This is a genomic window from Streptosporangium amethystogenes, assembly GCF_000721075.1.
In the GTDB taxonomy this organism is placed as follows: Bacteria; Actinomycetota; Actinomycetes; order Streptosporangiales; family Streptosporangiaceae; genus Streptosporangium; species Streptosporangium amethystogenes.
This window is the reverse complement of the sequence record NZ_JOEQ01000007.1, coordinates 254,395-273,963: the sequence shown is the minus strand read 5'-3', so window position 1 is coordinate 273,963 and position 19,569 is coordinate 254,395. Positions and strand designations below refer to the sequence as shown.

General features: G+C 69.8%; 18 protein-coding genes and 1 tRNA gene. 13 read left to right on the top strand and 6 right to left on the bottom strand.

The window, feature by feature from the left end:
• Positions 1-51: 51 nt before the first annotated feature.
• Positions 52-1,119 carry a TetR/AcrR family transcriptional regulator gene (locus IG98_RS44810; protein WP_245651543.1) on the bottom strand — a complete coding sequence of 356 codons (1,068 nt, stop codon included), beginning with the start codon at positions 1,117-1,119 and terminating at the stop codon, positions 52-54.
• Positions 1,120-1,473: 354 nt separating this feature from the next.
• On the bottom strand, positions 1,474-2,415 hold the full coding sequence (locus tag IG98_RS0113755) for an acyl-CoA desaturase (protein ID WP_030911056.1): 942 nt from the start codon (positions 2,413-2,415) through the stop codon (positions 1,474-1,476).
• Positions 2,416-2,727: 312 nt separating this feature from the next.
• Here IG98_RS0113755 and IG98_RS0113750 point away from each other — a divergent pair.
• The 5 genes from IG98_RS0113750 (at position 2,728) to pth (ending at position 7,202) form a co-directional block, all read left to right on the top strand.
• A tRNA-Gln gene (locus IG98_RS0113750) sits at positions 2,728-2,799 on the top strand.
• A gap of 166 nt (positions 2,800-2,965) precedes the next feature.
• Positions 2,966-4,417, top strand: a complete 1,452-nt coding sequence (glmU, locus tag IG98_RS0113745; RefSeq protein ID WP_030911054.1) for a bifunctional UDP-N-acetylglucosamine diphosphorylase/glucosamine-1-phosphate N-acetyltransferase GlmU — start codon at positions 2,966-2,968, stop codon at positions 4,415-4,417.
• A gap of 73 nt (positions 4,418-4,490) precedes the next feature.
• On the top strand, positions 4,491-5,468 hold the full coding sequence (locus IG98_RS0113740; protein ID WP_030911051.1) for a ribose-phosphate diphosphokinase: 978 nt from the start codon (positions 4,491-4,493) through the stop codon (positions 5,466-5,468).
• Between the two features lie 458 nt (positions 5,469-5,926).
• Positions 5,927-6,532, top strand: a complete 606-nt coding sequence (locus IG98_RS0113735; protein ID WP_030911049.1) for a 50S ribosomal protein L25/general stress protein Ctc — start codon at positions 5,927-5,929, stop codon at positions 6,530-6,532.
• A 64-nt stretch (positions 6,533-6,596) separates the two neighbouring features.
• Entirely contained in the window at positions 6,597-7,202 is a 606-nt protein-coding gene (pth, locus tag IG98_RS0113730) for an aminoacyl-tRNA hydrolase (protein ID WP_157594312.1), read from the top strand.
• A 311-nt stretch (positions 7,203-7,513) separates the two neighbouring features.
• Here pth and IG98_RS0113725 read toward each other — a convergent pair whose 3' ends face one another.
• A complete protein-coding gene (locus tag IG98_RS0113725; protein WP_245651542.1) occupies positions 7,514-7,984 on the bottom strand; it encodes a 3'-5' exoribonuclease domain-containing protein in 471 nt (156 codons plus the stop codon).
• Between the two features lie 249 nt (positions 7,985-8,233).
• Between IG98_RS0113725 and IG98_RS0113720 the strand changes: the two genes are divergently transcribed.
• The 8 genes from IG98_RS0113720 (at position 8,234) to IG98_RS0113685 (ending at position 16,480) form a co-directional block, all read left to right on the top strand.
• Positions 8,234-9,619 carry a sugar transferase gene (locus IG98_RS0113720; RefSeq protein WP_030911043.1) on the top strand — a complete coding sequence of 462 codons (1,386 nt, stop codon included), beginning with the start codon at positions 8,234-8,236 and terminating at the stop codon, positions 9,617-9,619.
• Entirely contained in the window at positions 9,619-10,386 is a 768-nt protein-coding gene (locus tag IG98_RS0113715; protein ID WP_030911041.1) for a 3'(2'),5'-bisphosphate nucleotidase CysQ, read from the top strand. The genes IG98_RS0113720 and IG98_RS0113715 overlap by 1 nt, the downstream gene beginning before the upstream one ends.
• 19 nt (positions 10,387-10,405) lie before the next feature.
• Entirely contained in the window at positions 10,406-11,320 is a 915-nt protein-coding gene (gene cysD / locus IG98_RS0113710; RefSeq protein ID WP_030911038.1) for a sulfate adenylyltransferase subunit CysD, read from the top strand.
• Positions 11,321-11,399: 79 nt separating this feature from the next.
• Positions 11,400-12,662, top strand: coding sequence for a sulfate adenylyltransferase subunit CysN (gene cysN, locus IG98_RS0113705; RefSeq protein WP_030911036.1), 1,263 nt, complete (start codon positions 11,400-11,402; stop codon positions 12,660-12,662).
• 201 nt (positions 12,663-12,863) lie between these two features.
• Positions 12,864-12,995, top strand: a complete 132-nt coding sequence (locus tag IG98_RS54255; RefSeq protein WP_281178475.1) for a hypothetical protein — start codon at positions 12,864-12,866, stop codon at positions 12,993-12,995.
• Between the two features lie 304 nt (positions 12,996-13,299).
• On the top strand, positions 13,300-14,259 hold the full coding sequence (locus tag IG98_RS0113695; protein WP_030911034.1) for a sulfotransferase family protein: 960 nt from the start codon (positions 13,300-13,302) through the stop codon (positions 14,257-14,259).
• Positions 14,256-15,197, top strand: coding sequence for a glycosyltransferase family 2 protein (locus tag IG98_RS0113690; RefSeq protein ID WP_030911032.1), 942 nt, complete (start codon positions 14,256-14,258; stop codon positions 15,195-15,197). The genes IG98_RS0113695 and IG98_RS0113690 overlap by 4 nt, the downstream gene beginning before the upstream one ends.
• Before the next feature lie 26 nt (positions 15,198-15,223).
• On the top strand, positions 15,224-16,480 hold the full coding sequence (locus tag IG98_RS0113685; RefSeq protein WP_245651541.1) for a WecB/TagA/CpsF family glycosyltransferase: 1,257 nt from the start codon (positions 15,224-15,226) through the stop codon (positions 16,478-16,480).
• Between the two features lie 15 nt (positions 16,481-16,495).
• Here IG98_RS0113685 and IG98_RS0113680 read toward each other — a convergent pair whose 3' ends face one another.
• From IG98_RS0113680 to IG98_RS0113670, 3 genes are read right to left on the bottom strand one after another with little or no spacing between them, the layout of a single operon-like run.
• Positions 16,496-17,422, bottom strand: a complete 927-nt coding sequence (locus IG98_RS0113680) for a sulfotransferase (RefSeq protein WP_245651540.1) — start codon at positions 17,420-17,422, stop codon at positions 16,496-16,498.
• Positions 17,407-18,705, bottom strand: coding sequence for a lipopolysaccharide biosynthesis protein (locus IG98_RS0113675; protein WP_037970171.1), 1,299 nt, complete (start codon positions 18,703-18,705; stop codon positions 17,407-17,409). The genes IG98_RS0113680 and IG98_RS0113675 overlap by 16 nt, the downstream gene beginning before the upstream one ends.
• Positions 18,693-19,550 carry a sulfotransferase domain-containing protein gene (locus tag IG98_RS0113670; protein WP_030911026.1) on the bottom strand — a complete coding sequence of 286 codons (858 nt, stop codon included), beginning with the start codon at positions 19,548-19,550 and terminating at the stop codon, positions 18,693-18,695. The genes IG98_RS0113675 and IG98_RS0113670 overlap by 13 nt, the downstream gene beginning before the upstream one ends.
• Between the last annotated feature and the right edge of the window lie 19 nt (positions 19,551-19,569).

Below are 19,569 nucleotides of genomic sequence, written 5' to 3'. Positions count from 1 at the left end.
GCCCGCTTTTGTTGAACGGAACGTTAATTTCGGCTCAACGGGCGTTGTTGTTTACTCACTTGGCTCAAGCTTTTCCTGCTCTTCATCAACGACTTTCGCTCGCTTGACGGCCTCGCGCTCGGCGGCCTTGGCCTCACGGAGCATCGCCTTCTCCAGCTCCTTCAGCTCCCGCTCGCGGGCCCGCTCCTGCTCCCGCTGCTCCCGCTCGCGGGCCTTCTCCTCGCGGAGCCGTGCCTTCTCCTGCTCCTTGGCCAGCTTCTCGGCCTCGCGTTGTTCGCGCTCGCGCAGCTTCTCCTGTTCCTTCTGCGCCCGCTCGCGTGCCTTCTCCAGCTCCCGGAGCTCCTTGTCGGTCGGGGGCGCGGGCGGCTGGGGCGCGGGCGGTCGCGATGCCACCGGGTGTGGTGACGGCTCGGCGGGGCGGGGTTGCGGGCGCGATCCCGGTGGATGGTGGCCGGCGTCGACCGGGCGCTGGTGCGCCTGGGTCAGCCGCTGCCCCAGGCCACGAGAGGAGGCGGTGAGCCGAGGACTCGGGTCCAGCCCGGTCAGACCGTTCCAGGCCAGGTTGACCAGATGGGCGGCGACCTCCTCGCGCGACGGTCTGCGCACGTCCAGCCACCACTGGCCGGTCAGCGCGACCATGCCGACCAGCATCTGGGCGTACATGGGGGCCAGCTTCGGGTCATAGCCTCGTTCGACGAACTCGTCGACCATGACGTCCTCGACCTGGCTGGCGATGTCGTTGATCAGGCTGGCGAACGTGCCGGTCCCCGAGGCGGCGTGCGAGTCGCGAACGAGGATGCGGAAACCCTCGCTGTTCTCCTCCACGTAGGCCAGCAGGGCCAGGGCCGCCCGCTCCAGCTTGATCAGCGAGTGTGAGGCGGACAGGGCCTCGGTAACCATGATCAACAGCTTCTGCATCTCCCGGTCGATGACGACCGCGTACACGCCCTCCTTGCCGCCGAAGTGCTCGTAGACCACAGGCTTGGAGACGTTGGCGGTCGCCGCGATCTCCTCGACCGATGTGCCGTCGAACCCTTTCTCCGCGAACAGGGTCCTGCTGATCTGGATCAGCTGTTCCCGGCGTTCCTTACCTGACATCCGCCGTCGGGGTTCGCTCACGGTACTAATAATGCTGCTCCGGGGTGTTGATCGCGACGTGTTACTGGCGACGCTAACGCGTCACGGTTCGGCCGCTCTTACCCGGCTCCTTCCCTCGTCGAGGAAGGTCGCTCGTTCCTCGCAACCTTCCTCTCCTCAGTCCAGTCGCCGGCGCGGCCTCACGGGGAGTCCCCAAGGGGAGGCACGGGGCACGTCCCCGGGGTGCTTTCTGGGGTGGGTGGCCTCACGGGGGAGTCCCCCAAGGGGAGGCATGGGGCATGTCCCCAGGGTGCTTTCTGGGGTGGGTGGCCTCATGAGGGTCCCCGGGGAGGGAACACGGCCCCGGGGGAGAGAAAGGGGGTGCTGGAGGGCGGGTCAGGCGGTGATGCGTTTGGCGGCCAGGCGTTCGGGGGTGGGCCAGCGGACGTCGTGGGCCCAGCCGGCCTTCTCGAACCAGCGGATGACACCCGCGCTGAGGTCGATCTGCCCCTTCAGCACGCCGTGCCGGGCGCAGGTGGGGTCGGAGTGGTGCAGGTTGTGCCAGGACTCGCCGAAGGAGGGGATGGCCAGCCACCACACGTTGCGGGACTTGTCGCGTGATTCGAAGGCCTCCTCGCCGAAGACGTGGCAGATGGAGTTGATCGACCAGGTCACGTGGTGCAGCAGGCCGATCCGGACCAGCGTGCCCCAGAAGAAACCGGTGGCCATGCCCCACCACGACCAGGTCAGCAGGCCACCCAGCAGGGCGGGCATGACCATCGTGGTGATCGCCAGGACCGGGAAGAACTTGTGCAGCTTGATGATGTCCGGGTCCTTGACCAGGTCGGGGGCGTACTTCTCGCGGTTGGCCCGATCGGCCTCGAACAGCCAGCCCATGTGCGCCCAGAGCAGGCCCTTGGACACGGCCACGAAGCCGGTGCCGAAGCGCCACGGCGAGTGCGGGTCGCCCTCCTTGTCGGAGAACTTGTGGTGCTTGCGATGGGTGGCCACCCAGTCGAGCACCGACATCTCCATCGAGAGGCTGCCCGCGATGCCCAGCGCGATCTTCAACGGGCGCTTGGCCTTGAACGAGCCGTGCGTGAAGTGGCGGTGCAGGCCGACGGTGACACCCAGTCCGGTGACCACGTAGAAGACCGCCGCGATCGCGATGTCGGACCAGCCGAGTCCCCAGCCCCAGGCGAACGGGATGGCCGTGGCCAGGGCGATCAGCGGGGCACCGACGACCACCCCGAAGGTGATGATCTCGGGCAGTGTTTTCGGCTCTGGGTCTACGTCGGGTTTGGGGCCCGGAGCAGGGCGTTCTTCGATGACGGTCATGCGCTACCTCGCGGTGGCTCGGAAAAGGCAAGGATTCACGTGTGGCTACGCCACCGTAACCTACGCCATCGTAAGTTAGGAATCCCTAAGCACCAAGTGTGTGAAAGACGGCCCGCTGGGGCTGGTGCCGCAGCGGCTTCCTAATCTGTTCTACCCGCGTCTGACCTGCCAAACGACGGGTTCCCCGGGCTCGTTGCCGGGACTGCCCTACTTCGCGGGCAGGATGGCTCCCAAACGGCGCGCGTTCGGCACCGCGGGCTCTGTATCGTAGGGGTGCCAGGCGTACGGGGGTCGTCTCCGTTGTCTGGCCGATCCGGCATTGGGTAATTGGCAGCCCGCAAGGTTTTGGTCCTTGTTGTCCAGGTTCGAGTCCTGGTGCCGGAGCCGTCTTTTATGTCTGCTTTATTGGCTCGGCTAGTCGGCTGGGTGGGTTCCCGGACGGGAAGGTATCCTCACGTTGTCGAGCAGGTGACGGTGCCATGCCCTGTGGGTGGATGTCCGTCGTCGTGCTCCGTCATGTCTCAGCCGCGACGCCGAGGGAGCCTCGTCCGTGAGTGTGCCGCGCCCGGCCGCCGTCATTGTCCTTGCCGCAGGCGAGGGCACCCGGATGAAGTCGAGAACACCAAAGATCCTTCATGAACTGTGCGGCCGTACCCTGGTCGACCATATGCTCGCCGCCGCAAGAGGGCTCGAACCCGAGCGGCTCATCGTTGTCATCGGCCACGAACGGGAGCGGGTCCAGGCGCACCTGGCCGACACCGGCCCCGACGCGCAGGTCGTTGTACAGGCCGAGCAGAAGGGCACCGGTCACGCCGTCCGTACCGTCCTGGAGACGGTGGGTGCCATCAGCGGCACCGTCCTGGTGACCTATGGCGACACGCCGCTGCTGCGCACCGAGACCCTCGCGGTCCTGCTCGAACGGCACGGCGAGGACGGCAACGCCGTCACCGTGCTGACGGCCGAGGTGCCCGACCCGTATGGCTACGGCCGGATCGTCCGCGACGACTCGGGGGCGGTCCTGGAGATCGTCGAGGAGAAGGACGCCGACCCCGCGCAACGGGCGATCAAGGAGATGAACTCCGGCGTCTACGCCTTCGACGGGTCCCTGCTGGGCGACGCGGTCAAGCGGGTGTCCACCTCCAACGCCCAGGGTGAGGAGTACCTCACGGACGTCCTGGCGATCCTGCGTCAGGACGGCCACCGGGTCGGCGCCCACATCGCGGCCGACTACGTGGAGGTGGAGGGCGTCAACGACCGCGTACAGCTCGCCTTCGCCCGCCGGGTTCTCAACGCGCGCCTGCTGGAGACGCACATGCGGGCCGGGGTGACCGTGGTCGACCCTGCCAGTACCTGGATCGATGTGGACGTCACCCTCGAACGGGACGTGGTGATCCACCCCGGTACCCAGCTGCACGGCCGTACGGCGATCGCCGAGGGCGCCGAGGTCGGTCCGGCCAGCACGCTGACCGACACCGTCGTCGGTGCGGGGGCGCTGGTGCGCAACGCCGTCTGTACCGAGGCCGTGATCGGCCCCGAGGCCCTGGTCGGGCCGTACGCCTACTTGCGCCCCGGCACCGTGCTGGCGCGCAAGGCCAAGGCCGGAACGTACGTCGAGATGAAGAACGCCCAGGTCGGAGAGGGTGCGAAGGTGCCGCACCTGAGCTATGTGGGTGACGCGACGATCGGCGCGGGCGCCAACATCGGCGCCTCGGCGATCTTCGTCAACTATGACGGGGTCAACAAGCATCACACGACGGTGGGCGAGCACGCCTTCGTCGGATGCGACACCATGCTCGTCGCGCCGGTCAACATCGGCGACGGCGCATATACGGCCGCGGGTTCGGTCATCGACGGAGATGTCCCGGCAGGGAGCATCGGGGTGGCCCGCGGGCGGCAACGCAATATCGAAGGGTGGGTCGTGCGCAGGCGCGCGGGCACCAGATCGGCTCAGGCGGCGCTGAAAGCCGCCGAGTCGGGGAAACAGCAGGGGAGCCAGACGTGATTGAGCGGAGCGAGCGGCCCGGTGGGCGCGGCATCGCGCGGGCATCGATGTGCTCTCCGGCGGGGGGGACGGCATGAGCGGCATCAAGAAGACCGGCGAGAAGAACCTGATGTTCTTCTCCGGGCGGGCGCATCCGGAGCTGGCGGACGAGGTGGCGAGTCACCTCGGAGTCGACGCGGCACCGACCACGCTGCGCGACTTCGCCAACGGGGAGATCTACGCCCGCTATCAGGAGTCGGTCCGTGGCTGTGACGCGTTCGTCATGCAGAGCCACACCGGACCGATCAACCAGTGGATCATGGAGCAGCTGATCATGGTGGACGCGCTCAAGCGCGCCTCCGCCAAGCGGATCACCGTGATCATGCCGTTCTACGGCTACGCCCGCCAGGACAAGAAGGGCCGGGGCCGCGAGCCCATCACCGCCCGCCTGATGGCCGACATGTTCAAGACGGCCGGCGCCGACCGGCTGATGTCGATCGACCTGCACACCTCCCAGATCCAGGGTTTCTTCGACGGCCCGGTGGACCACCTGTTCGCCATGCCCGTCCTGGTCAACTACCTCAAGGACAAGCTCGACCTGGACACGACCACGATCGTCTCGCCCGACACCGGGCGGGTGCGGCTCTCGGAGCGCTGGGCCGACACGCTGGGCACCCCGCTGGCCTTCATCCACAAGCGCCGCGACCTCGACGTGGCCAACCAGGTGAAGGTGAGCGAGGTCGTCGGCCGGGTGAAGGGCCGGACCTGTGTGCTGATCGACGACATGATCGACACCGCGGGCACGATCTGCAAGGCGGCCGACGCCCTCTACGAGCAGGGCGCCACCAACGTGGTCGTGGCGGCCACCCACGCGGTCTTCTCCGACCCCGCGGTCGACAGGCTGAAGAACTCCAGGGTCTCCGAGGTCATCGTCACCAACACGTTGCCGCTCCCCGAGGACAAGAGGTTCGACAAGCTCACGGTCCTGTCGATCGCCCCGCTGATCGCCCGCGCGATCAACGAGGTCTTCAGCGACGGCTCGGTGACCAGCCTCTTCGAAGGCGACAGCTAACTGTGTCATTTGCGACGCTGACGTGTCGCGGTGAGGCCGCTCTTGTCCGGCTCCTTCCCTCGTCGAGGGAGGTCGCTCGTTCCTCGCGAGTTGTCGGCGACGCTGGCGCGTCGCGGTTCGGCCGCTGGGATCCGGCTCCTTCCCTCGTCGAGCGGGGTCGCTCGTTCCTCGCAACCCCGCTCTCCTCGGTCCAGTCCCCGGCGCGGCCTCACGGCCCGCTCTCCTCGGTCCAGTCGTCGGCGCGGCCTCACGGGCCGTCCCGGTAAGGAAGTCGACGAGGGTGTTCGACACGGAACTGTGCGGCCACCTCGGGGGAATGGTCGGTCCAGCCTCGACCGCGACGCGTTAACGTCTCCAGCAACACGATAGGCTTGTCAAGTTGCGTTCGTAACGCCTTCCGCTAGGGCGGGTGAGGGGGAACGCATCTTCCGAATCTCGAGATCCCTAGGAGATCAGCCATGTCCGAAGTGGTAATCACCACCGAGCTCCGCGACAAGTTCGGCAAGGGCGCCGCCCGCAAGGTCCGTCGCGAGAACAAGGTCCCCGTCGTCCTCTACGGACACGGCTCCGAGCCGAGGCACCTGTCCCTGCCGGGTCACGAGCTGCTGCTCGCCCTGCGTACGCCGAACGTGCTGATCCGCCTTGAGGGCGCGGTCGACGAGCTCGCGCTGCCCAAGGGCGTCCAGCGTGACCCGATCAAGGGTTTCCTTGAGCACGTCGACCTTCTGCTCGTCAGGCGTGGCGAGAAGGTCACCGTCGACATTCCCGTCGTCGTGACCGGCGAGGTCGCCGACGGCATCCTCGACCAGCAGCTCGTCTCCGTCTCGGTCGAGACCGAGGCCACCCACATCCCCGAGGGTGTCGAGGTCGACGTCGAGGGCCTGGAGGTCGGCACCCAGATCACCGCCGCCGACCTGAAGCTGCCCAAGGGCACGACCCTCGCCGCCGACCCTGAGGCGCTGGTTCTGATCATCTCCGCGGCCCCGACCGCCGAGCCGACGGCCGAGGGCGAGGCCGCCGAGGCCGCTCCGGCCGAGGGCGAGGGTGCCGAGAGCGCCGAGTAGTTTTCTCTGCTAGATCTGTCAGGGCGGCCCGTTCCCGGGCCGCCCTGACGCGCGTATGAAGGGGATGCCGATCGTGGACCGCTGGTTGGTCGTGGGCCTGGGAAACCCCGGGCCGGAGTACGTAGGAAACCGGCACAACGCGGGGTTCATGGTCCTGGACGAGCTGGCCGCGCGCGCCGGTGGGCGGTTCAAGGCGCACAAGTCGCGCTCGGAGGTGCTGGAGGGCCGCCTGGCGGGTGTCCCCGCGGTGCTGGCCAAGCCGCTGTCCTTCATGAACCTGTCCGGCGGACCGGTCAAGGCCCTGGCCGACTTCTACAAGGTCGACCCGGCCCGCGTGATCGTGGTCCACGACGAGCTGGACATCCCGTACGGCGCGCTGAGGGCCAAGCTGGGCGGCGGCGACAACGGCCACAACGGGCTGAAGTCGATCACCAAGTCACTGGCTACCAAGGACTACCTGCGGGTCCGGTTCGGCATCGGCCGCCCACCGGGCCGGATGGACGCCGCGACCTATGTCCTGCGTGACTTCGCCACCGCCGAGCGCAAGGATCTCGGGTTCCTGGTCGACCGTGCGGCCGACGTGGTGGAGTCGCTGATCAGGGTCGGCCTGGAGCCGACCCAGAACGCCTTCCACGCCGGCGACCTGAACATCTCAGGCCCGCCGCGTTAATTGCGACGCTGTGTTAATTGCGACGCTGCGTGTCGCGGTTCGGCCGCTCTTGTCCGGCTCCTTCCCTCGTCGACCGGGGCCGCTCGTTCCTCGCGAGTTGCCGGCGACGCTGACGCGTCGCGGTTCGGCCGCTCTTGTCCGGCTCCTTCCCTCGTCGACCGGGGCCGCTCGTTCCTCGCAACCCCGCTCTCCTCGGTCCAGTCCCCGGCGCGGCCTCACGGTGGTCCCTCGGGGACCGAGCGTGGGCTCGTCCTCATGATCCTTCCTGGGGCGACTCGCCGGCGCGGCCTCGTGGGTTGATGGTGGCTTGGTCAGTCGAAGGTCATCAGGTTCTGGAGGAGTTCGGCCTGTTCGATGGCGTCGTCGAGGGCGTTGTGCGTGTGCGGCCGCTGGGAGAGCAGGTGCTTGGGCATCTGCCGTTTGGTCGCCCAGCCGATCGGCACGCCCGCCTTGGCCGCGTACAGCGTCTTCATGTCGATGCAGCGCGAGTGCCCGAACGGTGAGGCACCAGCGAATCGCATGAAGTACCAATAAATCCACATCCAGTCGTAGGGGAGCGGGTAGGCCGCCAGCACCGGTGTGCTGTTCCCGCACGCGTCACGGATCCACGCGGCGGCCTCCCGCATCGCCTCGGCCGGGTCGCGGCCCTCGCGGATCAGTGTCTCCCGGTCCAGCCCGCTCACCGCGAGCGCCTCGGGCACATGGTCGTCGCTGATCGGCCGCAGCTCCACGTAGAACGTACGGGTCTGCGGATCAACCGGTTCGAAGACCTTTCCGGTCATCCGCCCGGCCACCGTCATACCAAAGCTGACCATCGAATACGGCCCCGGAATGGGGCCATCGGCCTCGACATCCACAGAGATGTACGTTTCGGTCTTCAACCTTCGGGCCTCTCTTGCCGCCGCTACCATTACGTAACTGTCTGTCCGTGAACGGTTACGCAGGGGGAGCGCGTGCGCGACGTGACCGCAGTCCAGGCCGTATCCGGAGCCGGGTCCGGAGCCGGAGTCGTGCCGGTCTCGCGCCGTCAGATGCCGGACTGGGTACGGGGGCACCGCGCGATGGCCCTCGCCGCCGACACCGTCTGCGCCGCCCTGGCCGGAGCCCTCGCGCTGCTCGTTCGATTCGGCGAGGTTACCGCCTACGTTTTCCCGTACGTCATGCTGAGTGCCGCCCTGCCCGTCGTCTGGGTCTGCGTGGTCGCGCTGAACCGCGCCTACGAGCCGCGGCTCATCGGCCTGGGCTCGGAGGAGTTCCAGCGGATCCTCCAGTGCGGCTTCATGCTCACCGCCGCCCTCGCCGTCGGCGCCTACCTCACCAAGACCGAGGTGGCCCGCGGTTACGTGGTGCTGGCACTCCCGCTGACGACGCTGCTCACCCTCCTGGCGCGCTACGGGCTGCGCCGCTCCCTGCATCGCAGGCGGGCCCGGGGCAGGTGCATGCGGCGAGTGGTGGCGGTGGGCCACCGGGTGGCGATCGCCGAGTTGGTCCGCGGGTTCCGCCGGGAGCGTTACCACGGCATGGAGGTCGTCGGGGCCTGCGCCCCGCGCGACGGGACGGGCGATGTGGAGGGCGTGCCGGTTCTCGGCGACTTCTCCGACGTCGCGCTCGCGGTCGGGCAGGTCCACGCCGACACCGTGGCCGTGCTCGCCTGCCCGGAGATGGACGGGGTGGCGCTGCGGCGACTGGCCTGGCGGCTGGAGAAGACCGACACGGACCTGGTCGTGGCCCCCGCGCTGATGGAGGTGGCCGGGCCGAGGATCACCATCCGTCCGGCGGCGGGGCTGCCGCTGCTGCACGTGGACCACCCCGAGATCTCCGGCCTGCGCCAGGTGGTCAAGAACCTGTTCGACCGGATCGGCGCCGGGGTGCTGCTGGCGGTGCTGCTCCCGCTGCTGGTGGGGGTGGCGGCGGCCGTGCGGGCCTCCGGGCCCGGGCCGGCGTTCTTCCGGCAGACGAGGGTGGGCCGCGACGGCGCGGAGTTCACGATCTACAAGTTCCGGACCATGCGCGCCGACGCCGAGCGCCGGAAGATCACCCTGTCCAGTGACGGACGGGGCCCGCTCTTCAAGATCAAGAACGATCCGAGGGTGACCCCGCTGGGTGCCCGGCTGCGCCGGCATTCGCTGGACGAGCTGCCCCAGCTGATCAACGTGCTGCTGGGACACATGTCCCTGGTGGGCCCCCGGCCGCCACTACCGGAGGAGGTGGCCGGGTACGGTGACGATGTCCGCCGTCGGTTGCTGGTCAAACCGGGCATGACCGGTCTGTGGCAGGTGAGCGGTCGCTCTGACCTGTCCTGGGAGGAATCGGTACGGTTGGACCTGCGTTACGTGGAGAGCTGGTCCCTCATGCTGGACCTGCAGATCCTGTGGAAGACCTGGTCGGCTGTCGCGCGAGGAGCTGGAGCATACTGATGACCGTTCGCGACGATCACATACTCGCCGCGGAGTTGGCGACGACGGCCGGCGAGAAGCTGGCGGCCCTGCGCGCGGAGCGGGGTTTCGACAACCCCTCCGAGCTGCGCAAGGAGGGTGACATCGCCTCTCACCTGTTCCTGATGGAGGCTCTGGCGCGGCTGCGCCCGGACGACAGCGTGCTGTCCGAGGAGGCGACCAGCGAGGAGCGTCTTGACCCGCGCAGGCTCCGTGCCGAGCGGGTCTGGATCGTCGACCCGCTGGACGGCACCCGAGAGTTCGCCGAGGAGGGCCGTGAGGACTGGGCGGTCCACGTGGCGCTCTGGGAGCGTGGCAGGCTGACGGCCGGTGCCGTCGCGCTACCGGCCCAGGGCCGTACGCTCTCCACCGTCGAACCTCCGGTGTGGCCCGCCCCCGAGGCGGGCGCCAGGCCGCGGATCGCGGTCAGCAGGACCCGACCGCCGGAGTTCGTCCAGAAACTGGCGGCTCTCGTCGGCGCGGACCTGGTACCGATCGGGTCGGCGGGTGCCAAGATCTCCGCCGTGCTCACCGGAGCGGTCGAGGCCTACGTGCACGCCGGAGGCCAGTACGAGTGGGACTCCGCCGCGCCCGTCGCGGTGGCCCTCGCCGCGGGAGCCCACGCCAGCCGTATCGACGGCTCGCAGCTGGCCTACAACCAGCCCGACCCCTCATTGCCGGATATCCTTGTATCCCTACCGGGACTGGCGCCGACGTTGCTCGCTGGAATCCGGGATCTGCACCGCTAATCCCCGCTAGGAGAGTTTGATGCTTCAGCGCGACTACACCACGTCGCAGCTCGACGTCCTCGAGGCAGAGGCCATCCACATCATGCGTGAGGTCGCGGCCGAGTTCGAGCGTCCCTGTCTGCTCTTCTCCGGCGGTAAGGACTCCATCGTCATGCTCCGCATCGCGGAGAAGGCGTTCTGGCCCGCGCCGATTCCCTTCCCGCTGATGCACGTCGACACCGGCCACAACTTCACAGAGGTCATCGAGTTCCGGGACCGCCGCGCCGCGCAGCTGGGTGCGCGCCTGGTTGTCGCCAGCGTCCAGGACTCCATCGACGCCGGGCGCGTCGTCGAGGAGACCGGCCGCAGGGCCTCGCGCAACCGGCTGCAGACCACGACGCTGCTGGACGCGATCGAGGAGAACGAGTACGACGCCGTGTTCGGCGGTGCCCGCCGCGACGAGGAGAAGGCCCGCGCCAAGGAGCGGGTGTTCTCCTTCCGTGACGACTTCGGTCAGTGGGACCCCAAGAACCAGCGTCCCGAGCTGTGGAACCTCTACAACGCCAGAATCCGCAAGGGCGAGCACATCCGGGTGTTCCCGCTGTCCAACTGGACCGAGCTCGACATCTGGGACTACATCCGGCGCGAGGGCATCGAGATTCCCTCGATCTACTACGCCCACACCCGCAAGGTGTTCGAGCGCGACGGCATGCTGCTGGCCGACAGTGAGTTCATCATCCGCGACGAGGACGAGCCGCTCCAGGAGATGACGGTCCGTTACCGCACGGTCGGCGACGTGACCTGCACCGGCGCGGTCCAGTCGGGTGCCGCGACGGTCGAGGCGATCATCGAGGAGATCGCGGTGAGCCGGATCACCGAGCGCGGCGCCACCCGCGCCGACGACCGCGCCTCCGAGGCGTCCATGGAGGACCGCAAGCGGGAGGGCTACTTCTAGTGCTCACCCACCCTCCCGTCTCCCTTCTTCCCGCGCGGTCCCGCGCCGCAAGCCGTACGACCTCTGGAGAGCACCTCTGATGGACATCCTTCGCTTTGCCACGGCGGGAAGCGTCGACGACGGAAAGTCGACGCTCATCGGGCGGTTGCTCTTCGACTCCAAGGCGATCTTCGAGGACCAGCTGGAGGCCGTCGAGCGCACCTCCCGTGACCGCGGCACCGAGTACACCGACCTGTCACTCCTCACCGACGGCCTGCGGGCCGAGCGGGAGCAGGGCATCACCATCGACGTGGCCTACCGCTACTTCGCCACTCCCAAGCGCAAGTTCATCATCGCCGACACCCCCGGGCACATCCAGTACACCCGCAACATGGTCACCGGTGCCTCCACCGCCGACCTGGCGATCGTCCTGATCGACGCGCGCAAGGGCGTGCTGGAGCAGTCGCGGCGGCACGCCTTCCTCACCACGCTGCTGCGGGTGCCGCACCTGGTCCTGGCCGTCAACAAGATGGACCTGGTCGACTACTCGCAGGAGCGGTTCGAGGAGATCCGCGAGGAGTTCACCGCCTTCGCCTCCAAGCTGAACGCGCCGGACCTGACATTCATCCCGATCTCGGCGCTGCACGGTGACAACGTGGTGGCACGCTCGGAGAACACCCCCTGGTACAACGGGTCCTCGCTGCTGCACCACCTGGAGCACGTGCACATCGCCTCCGACCGCAACCTGGTCGACGTGCGCTTCCCCGTGCAGTACGTCATCCGCCCGCAGCGGGCCACCGACCCGGCCTTCCACGACTACCGAGGCTACGCCGGCCAGGTCGCCGGAGGCGTGCTGAAGCCGGGGGACGAGGTCATGCACCTGCCTTCGGGCCTGGCCACGCGCATCGCGTCGATCGACACCTTCGACGGACCGGTCGACGAGGCGTTCCCGCCGATGTCGGTGACCCTCCGGCTGGAGGACGACATCGACATCTCGCGCGGCGACATGATCTGCCGCCCGAACAACCAGCCGCACGTCTCCCAGGAGTTGGAGGCGATGATCTGCTGGATGGCGGATTCCAGCAAGCTGGCCCCGCGCGCCAAGCTGACCATCAAGCACACCACCCGTACGGCCCGCGTCCTGGTCAAGGACCTGCACTACCGGCTGGACGTCAACACCCTGCACCGGGACGAGGCCGCCTCCTCGCTCGGTCTCAACGAGATCGGACGCGTCTCGCTCCGCGTCACCCAGCCCCTGTTCGTGGACGACTACGCCCGCAACCGCCTCACCGGCGGCTTCATTCTCGTGGACGAGGCCACCAACAACACCGTCGGCGCCGGAATGATCGTCGACGCCAGATAGGCCCTTTCCGGCACCCGCCGCCCGCGCCCGTCGCCGAGGCTCTCCTTCCCCGTACGTGAGGGGAGAGACCCGGTACGGGCCGTGGGCGGTTCGGCGTTTTCGGGCCGGCCGCCCTCTTCACAGTCAGTTGCAAGCCGTTTCCCGCTGCCGCTCAGCGACCCGTGGACCTCGCTGACGATCAACTCCGCGGGCACGGTTGACGTGCCCAAGCAGTGGACGGTGCCCATCTCCCGGCATGGGGAGACGGGCCAGTGGCGCCTTGAGATCGACGAACCGTACAGAGGGGTGTCGAGCCAGGCCAACTACTGGTTCTCCTGCTCCGACTGGCCCTGACCGGTGATGAGCGCCCCCGTCCCGGACCGGTCCGGAACGGGGGCGCTCATCGAGATCGTTCGGCTCGGTCACGGCATCAGGCCACCCCGGAAAAATGTGAAGCAAGAACTCGGCCGAGCCGTTCCCGGCGCCGTCGGCCTGCCCGTCCGAGTCCGGTCCGCCCGATCCGAGGGGCGTCGGCCATGGCCGCCTCGCGTGCGGAGGTCATCCGCTGGGTAGATCCTTTGTCCGTTCTCTGACCTCTCCGTTACGCTCCGCGCTAGCCTCGGCACGTTCCGTATCCGTCGGGTAAGGATTCGTGCCTGTGTCTGATAGTCCGTCACCTGCTCGGGTGGTCTTCCTGGGCGGCCTCGGCCGCAGCGGGACCACGCTGCTGGAGCGCCTGCTCGGGGAGGTCCCCGGCATCGTGCCGCTCGGCGAGGTCGTCCACCTCTGGGCCAGGAGCGTGCTCGCGGACGAGGCCTGCGGATGCGGAGAGCCCTTCGGGACATGCCCCTTCTGGGACAAGGTCGGGATGCGCGCGTTCGGAGGCTGGTCCGCGGACCTGGCCCACCGGATGATCGCGCTCAGGGCCCGTGTCGACCGCACCCGGCGCATCCCGGCCCTGGCCAGGATGCTGGCCGAGGAGCGGGCGGGTAACGGCAGGTGGCCGACACCCGGCACCGCCGAGCTGGACGAGTATGTCGCCGTCCACCGCGATCTGTACGACGCGGCAGGGGAGGTCGCCGACTGCCCGGTCGTGATCGACTCAAGCAAGCACGCCTCGCTGGCCTTCTGCCTGGCGGCGGCCGGGGTCGACGTCCACGTCGTGCACGTGGTCCGCGATCCCCGCGCGGTCGCGCACTCCTGGCGCAGGCGGGTCGAGCGTCCGGAGGACGGGCGTCCGATGACCCACTGGTCACCCTCCCGCACCTCGCTGCACTGGTTGAGCGAGAACCTCAGCCTCGGACTCCTCGCCCGCAGGGGCATCCCGGTCACCCAGGTCCGCTATGAGGACCTGCTCGGCGCCCCCGCCGAAACGCTCAGGCGCCTGGTCGCCGGGATCGGCCTCTCCTGTCGCCTCGACTTCCTCTCGGGCAACTGGGCGGAGCTCTCGACGGCGCACACCGCCTCGGGCAACCCCGTTCGCTTCACGGTCGGCCGCACCGAGCTGACCAGGGACGACAGCTGGCGTGCCGCCGCAGGGTCCCGGCAGCTGCGCCTGGTCACCGCGCTGACCTGGCCGCTCATGATCAAGTACGGTTATCACAGGAGGCTCGTGTGAACACATCGGTGGGTGTCGTCATCCCCACCAGGGGGCACCGGCCCGACCAGCTGCGCGCGGCCACGCTCGCGGTGCTCGGCCAGGACCACTCCGGCCCCGTCGAGGTGGTGGTGGTCGTGGACGGCGGAGATCCGGCCTGGGTCGCCGACCAGGTGGCCGACCTCCTGGCCAGCAGGGCACTGACACCCGGCCGGCGTGGGGCGCCCTCGCGGGGAGTACGGGTGATGGCCAATCGGCTCACCCCGGGCCTGCCCGGTGCCCGCAACACCGGCATCGCGGCCCTCGGTACCGATCTTGTCGCCTTCTGCGACGACGACGACCAGTGGCTGCCCGGCAAGGTCGCCGCCCAGGTCGCCGCGCTTGAGGCGGAGCCGGACGCCCGCTTCTCCAGTTGTGCCATCGAGGTCGAGTACGGTTCGCGCCGCATTCCCCGCCTGGCGGGGACCAGTCGCGTCACCTACCGCCACCTGGTGCGCTCGCGCATGGTGATGGTGCACTCCTCGACGTTCGTGTTCCGGCGCGGCGGGCTCTGGGTGGACGAGAGCGCCCCCAAGGGCCAGAACGAGGACTGGGACCTGGCGCTGCGCGCCGCCGCCCAGCACCCCATCGTGCACGTCGACCGGCCTCTGGTCCGGGTGCGCTGGGGGGGCTCCTCGTACGTGGCCCGCTGGGCCGACCGGATCGCCGGGCTGCAGTGGATGCTCGCCCGGCACCCTGATCTGGCCGTGGATCCGCGCGGCGCGGCGCGGGTCTACGGTCAGCTCGCCTTCCACCACGCGGCCCTCGGCCAGCGGCGGGAGGCGGGCCGCTGGGCCTGGCGGGCGTTCACCGCCCGCCACGGCGAGCCCCGGGCACCCATCGCGCTCGCGGTGGCGGCCGGCCTGGTCCCCGCGCGGGCCCTGCTCAGCGTCCTGCACCACCGAGGGCACGGCATCTGATGGCGCCTATTACCGAACATCCGCGCGTGACGGTCCGCTATGGCCCGCAGGTCACCCCGCCCTCGGCCGGTCAGGCCGTCGAACGCCTGCCGGTGCTCGCGCGCCACGGCGCGCAGGCCGCCCCGCTCCTGCCGGGGCAGGGCGCCGAGCGCCCGTCAATGATCGCTCGCCATGATCTGCTCGTCGCCCCGTCGGAGCCGGCGCGGGCCGCCGATCGTCCGCGCGCGTCCGTCCGCTACGGTCTGCCGGTGGTTCCCACCGTGCTGGGGCAGACCACCGGGCATCCTCCGGCGTCATCTCGCTACGACCCGCAGATCGGCCCCTCCGCGACGGGCAAGGCCGTTCACGCCGTGATGTCGATCCCGCCCGTCACCGACCACCGGTCCGCGACCACCGGGTACGGTCCGGTGCCCGGCCTGCCCGCCGTCGCCGGGCGGGCCGGGACGCCGGCCGCCAGGCGGGGGGCGGCGCAGGTCGCCTCCCGCCGGCGGCCCAGGCCGGACAAGGCCACCCGCAGACGCCTGCGCAGGCGCGTGCGGGTGGCGGGCGTCGCGATCGATCCGATGACCGAGGGCGAGGTGGTCGACCACGTGGTCGCCGCGCTGAAACGCGGTGAGGGCGGCCACCTTGTCACCCCGAACATCGACATCAGCCGGATCGTCGCCCGCGACGAGCGGGCCCGCGGGTTCGTCGAAGGCGCCGACCTCGCGGTGGCGGACGGCATGCCGTTGGTGTGGGCGGCGAGACTGCTCGGCACCCCCCTGCCCGGCCGGGTCGCCGGTGCCGACCTGATCTGGTCCCTGTCGGAGGCCGCCGCCTTCTACCACCACCCCGTGTACCTGCTGGGCGGCCCCGCGGGCGCGACCGTGCAGGCGGCCCGCGAGCTGGTGGGCCGCCACCCGAAGCTGATGATCGCCGGAGTCGACGCCCCGCCGTACGGGTTCGAGGACGATCCGGAGAGCTATGCCCGGGTACGCGACGCCGTGATCGCCGCGGCACCCCGGCTGGTCTTCGTCGGGCTCGGCTTCCCCAAGCAGGAGCGGCTCATCGCCTCGCTCCGCCGGGACCTGCCGGGCACCTGGTTCGTCGGCTGTGGCTCGGCGATCGCCTTCGCCGCGGGCACCGTCCGGCGGGCTCCGGCGTGGATGCGCCGCGGCGGCCTGGAGTGGCTCTTCCGGCTGACCCGGGAGCCGGGCAGGCTGGCTCGCCGCTATCTGGTCCACGACCTGCCGTACGCCCTCAGGCTCCTCGCGGTCTCCCTCCTTCGCGGTCTCTTCTCCTGAGAAGACCGTCGTCCGTCAGGAGGCCAGCTCCCTGACCCGGAGGGCCTCCTGCGGGCTCAGCCTGGCGTCGGCCTCGGCGAGGGCGCGGCGCGAGTCCATCGGCCGGTAGGCCGTGCGGGACAGGCCGCTCCAGGCGAAGCCGCCGCTACTCGTGCCGGACGCGGCGGTGCACGCGTGGCGGACGCGCTTCTCGGCGCGGGCCGACCATGTCAGGTCCGCCCATTCGTACAGGCGGCGAAACTCCGTCAGCGGGTCGCGGGCCAGGTCCTCGTAGCGGGCCAGGGTTATCTGAGGATGCCGCTCGGCCAGGTCGGTGGCGGTGATCCCGGCCGTCCGCCACAGGGCCACGGCCTTGGCGATGCGGTCCTGGGAGCCGACCAGCGGGCGCAGCGCCTCCAGGTGGGGCTGGTCGCGCATCAGCAGTGGCTGTTCGAGTAGTTCGTGGAAGTAGACGGTCCAGCCGAGCCGCTGCCAGCTACCGACGAAAGCCACCGGGTCGCGGAGCAGGATGATCACCCGGCACCCGAGCCGGTCGGCGAACCATCCGGCGGAGAACAGCGCGAACGGGTCGTCCAGCAGCGCCCGGCGACCGCCCAGCCGCCCCAGCGTGAACGCGGTGCCGTACCGGACCATCCGCGCCAGGTCGTACGGTGAGCGGTTGCGGCGCAGTTCGGCCCGGAACCCGTAGCGCAGCGCGACGGTACGGGTGAAGGCGGGCAGCCAGCCCAGCTCGTTGTCGGGGCAGATGTACTGGAAGCGGTGGTCGACCACGGAGTCGAGGACGCCCGGGGAGCCGCCAGGCGGGTGCTCGGGGTTGAGCGGTTCGTTGACGTAGACCAGTTCCCCGCTCGCCGCGAGCATCCTGCCCGTCCAGCTCGTTCCGGTCCTGGGCAGCCCGGTGACCAGCACGGGGGGCGCGGTGCCCATCAGGAGGCCCGCCACGGGCTCAGGGCGGCCAGGCTGTGCGCGCCGAAGGGCCGCAGGCCGTACCGGCGGTGGATGTGCCAGAGCGGCAGCAGGTTCTTGACCGCCGTGCCCCCCGCCCAGCCGAGGGCGGCGCCGAGCGAGCCCAGGGAGGGGATCAGCAGCAGGTCGAGCAGCACGGTCGTGGCGACGGCGGCGGCCAGGTTGGTCAGGCTGGCGCCGGTGTGCCCGGCGGCGGTCAGCACCACGTCGGCCATCCCGCACGCGGTGGCGAGCGCCATCGTCGCGGCCAGCACGATCGCCACCGGTGCACCGGAGGCGTAGCCGTCCCCGAAGACGGCTTTGAGCAGCCACGGAGCGAGTGCCGCGTACCCGAGCCAGACCGGCCAGGTCAGCAGGACCAGCCAGGCGGTGGCCGACTGGTACAGCTCCCGGGCACGTGGCAGGTCGCCTTCGGCCAGGGCCCGCACCAGCCTCGGTTGGCCGGCCTGCGCCAGGCCCTGGCCGGCCAGCTGACCCACGATCTTGAAACGGGTGGCGGCGGTGTAGACGGCGGCCTCGGCCGGCCCGGCCAGCAACGCCACGATCACGATGTCCAGCCGCTGGAACACCGCCTGAATTCCAGCCGCCAGCGATCGGGGCCAGGTGTGGCGCCACAGGTCGTGCGCGGTGCCCGGCAGGTAGGGCGTCCGAGGCAGCCGCCGGTGCAACCAGACAGAGGCCAGCAGCAGCACCGGCAGGTACGGCAGTGCCCAGGCCGCGGCGAGCAGCGGCACCGAGTCGCGGCCCGCGAGCACCACGGTCCCGACCAGGGCGAGCTGGGCCAGCGGCTGGAGTACGCCGTCCAGCAGCACGGTCGGCCGCATCGAGCCGAACCCCCGGGTCGCGCTCACCATGACGCCCGAGCACGTCACCGCGGGCAGGGCCATCGCCAGCACCCACAGCACGGGGTCGGAGGTGCTGAGGATGACCGCACAGGCGGCCGCCAGCGAGAGTGACGCGACCGGGACGAGTGCCGCGCGGACGTAGCCGGAGGTGCAGCGGTAGTCGAAAGGACGGGACCTGGCGATGAAGTAGACGAGCCCGTTCCCCATATCCAGCCGCAGGACCGTGGCGACCGCCAGGCACAGGGCGGTCGCCGAGAAGAAGACACCCGCCGTCTCCTGACCCACCCCCCTGGCGACCAGTACGACGGTCAGGAACTGAGCGGCCGCCCCGGCACCCGCCCCCAGCAGCCCCGCCACCCCGCTCCGCGCGGCCCCGGTCAGACCCGCCAGACGGGTGGGGCTCAGCGGCGCCACGACGGCTCCCCGCCCAGCCACGAGGTCAGCAGGGTGTCCTGCTCCTCGAAGCGGCCGGCCAGCTCGCGGCGGAGCCTGCGGGGCATCGGAGCGGGTCTGGTCCGGGCGTTGTGCCGTTCGAACACCGGATCGCCGAGATGCGGCAGCCCGAGGAAGGCCAGCACGCGGTCGTAGACGAGCTCCGGTTCGGCGAAGAACCGGCCGCTGTCGATGACGAGCAGGCGGTCCCTGCCGACCAGTGGCTCCAGCCGGGCGAGCTGTTCGGCGTAGCGGCCCCTGGCCAGATAGGCATGATGGCGGTGGGGCAGGTTCGTCGAGTGCGGCGAGTCACACAGGGCCTGCGCCGCCCCGGCCAGCCGCTCCTCCTCCAGCTCCACCGCCCTGGCGAAGGACGGCTCCGTCTCGAACCCCCTGGCCAGTTCGTGGGCGTGCGCGGAGTAGGCCCGCTCGACGGGGTCGCGGACCAGCACGATCAGCCTGGTACCCGGCAGGTCGCGGGCGATACGGGAACCGGCCAGGGGATGGAACAGGTAGTAGGGCGACGACTCGAAGGCCTGGGGCCGGCAACCGTACCTGTGTGCCAGCGCGGAGGCCGACACCCGCAGCGGAAAGTGCGCCCGGTACCAGGACAGACCCCGGTCGTACGCCATGTCGAAGTAGTGCACGCCCTTGCGCAGCACCGGTTTGAGGACGAGCGGGTGCTGGGACAGGGCACGGTACAGCGAGGTGGTCCCGCAGCGCTGCGCCCCGACGATGAGGAAGGAGGGCAGCACCCGGCTCCCCGAGGTGAGGCGTCCCAGGCCCCAGGTGGCCGTGTGGAGCGAGCGCTTCAGTACGGGTCTCATGGGAGGGTCCCCTGGTGGT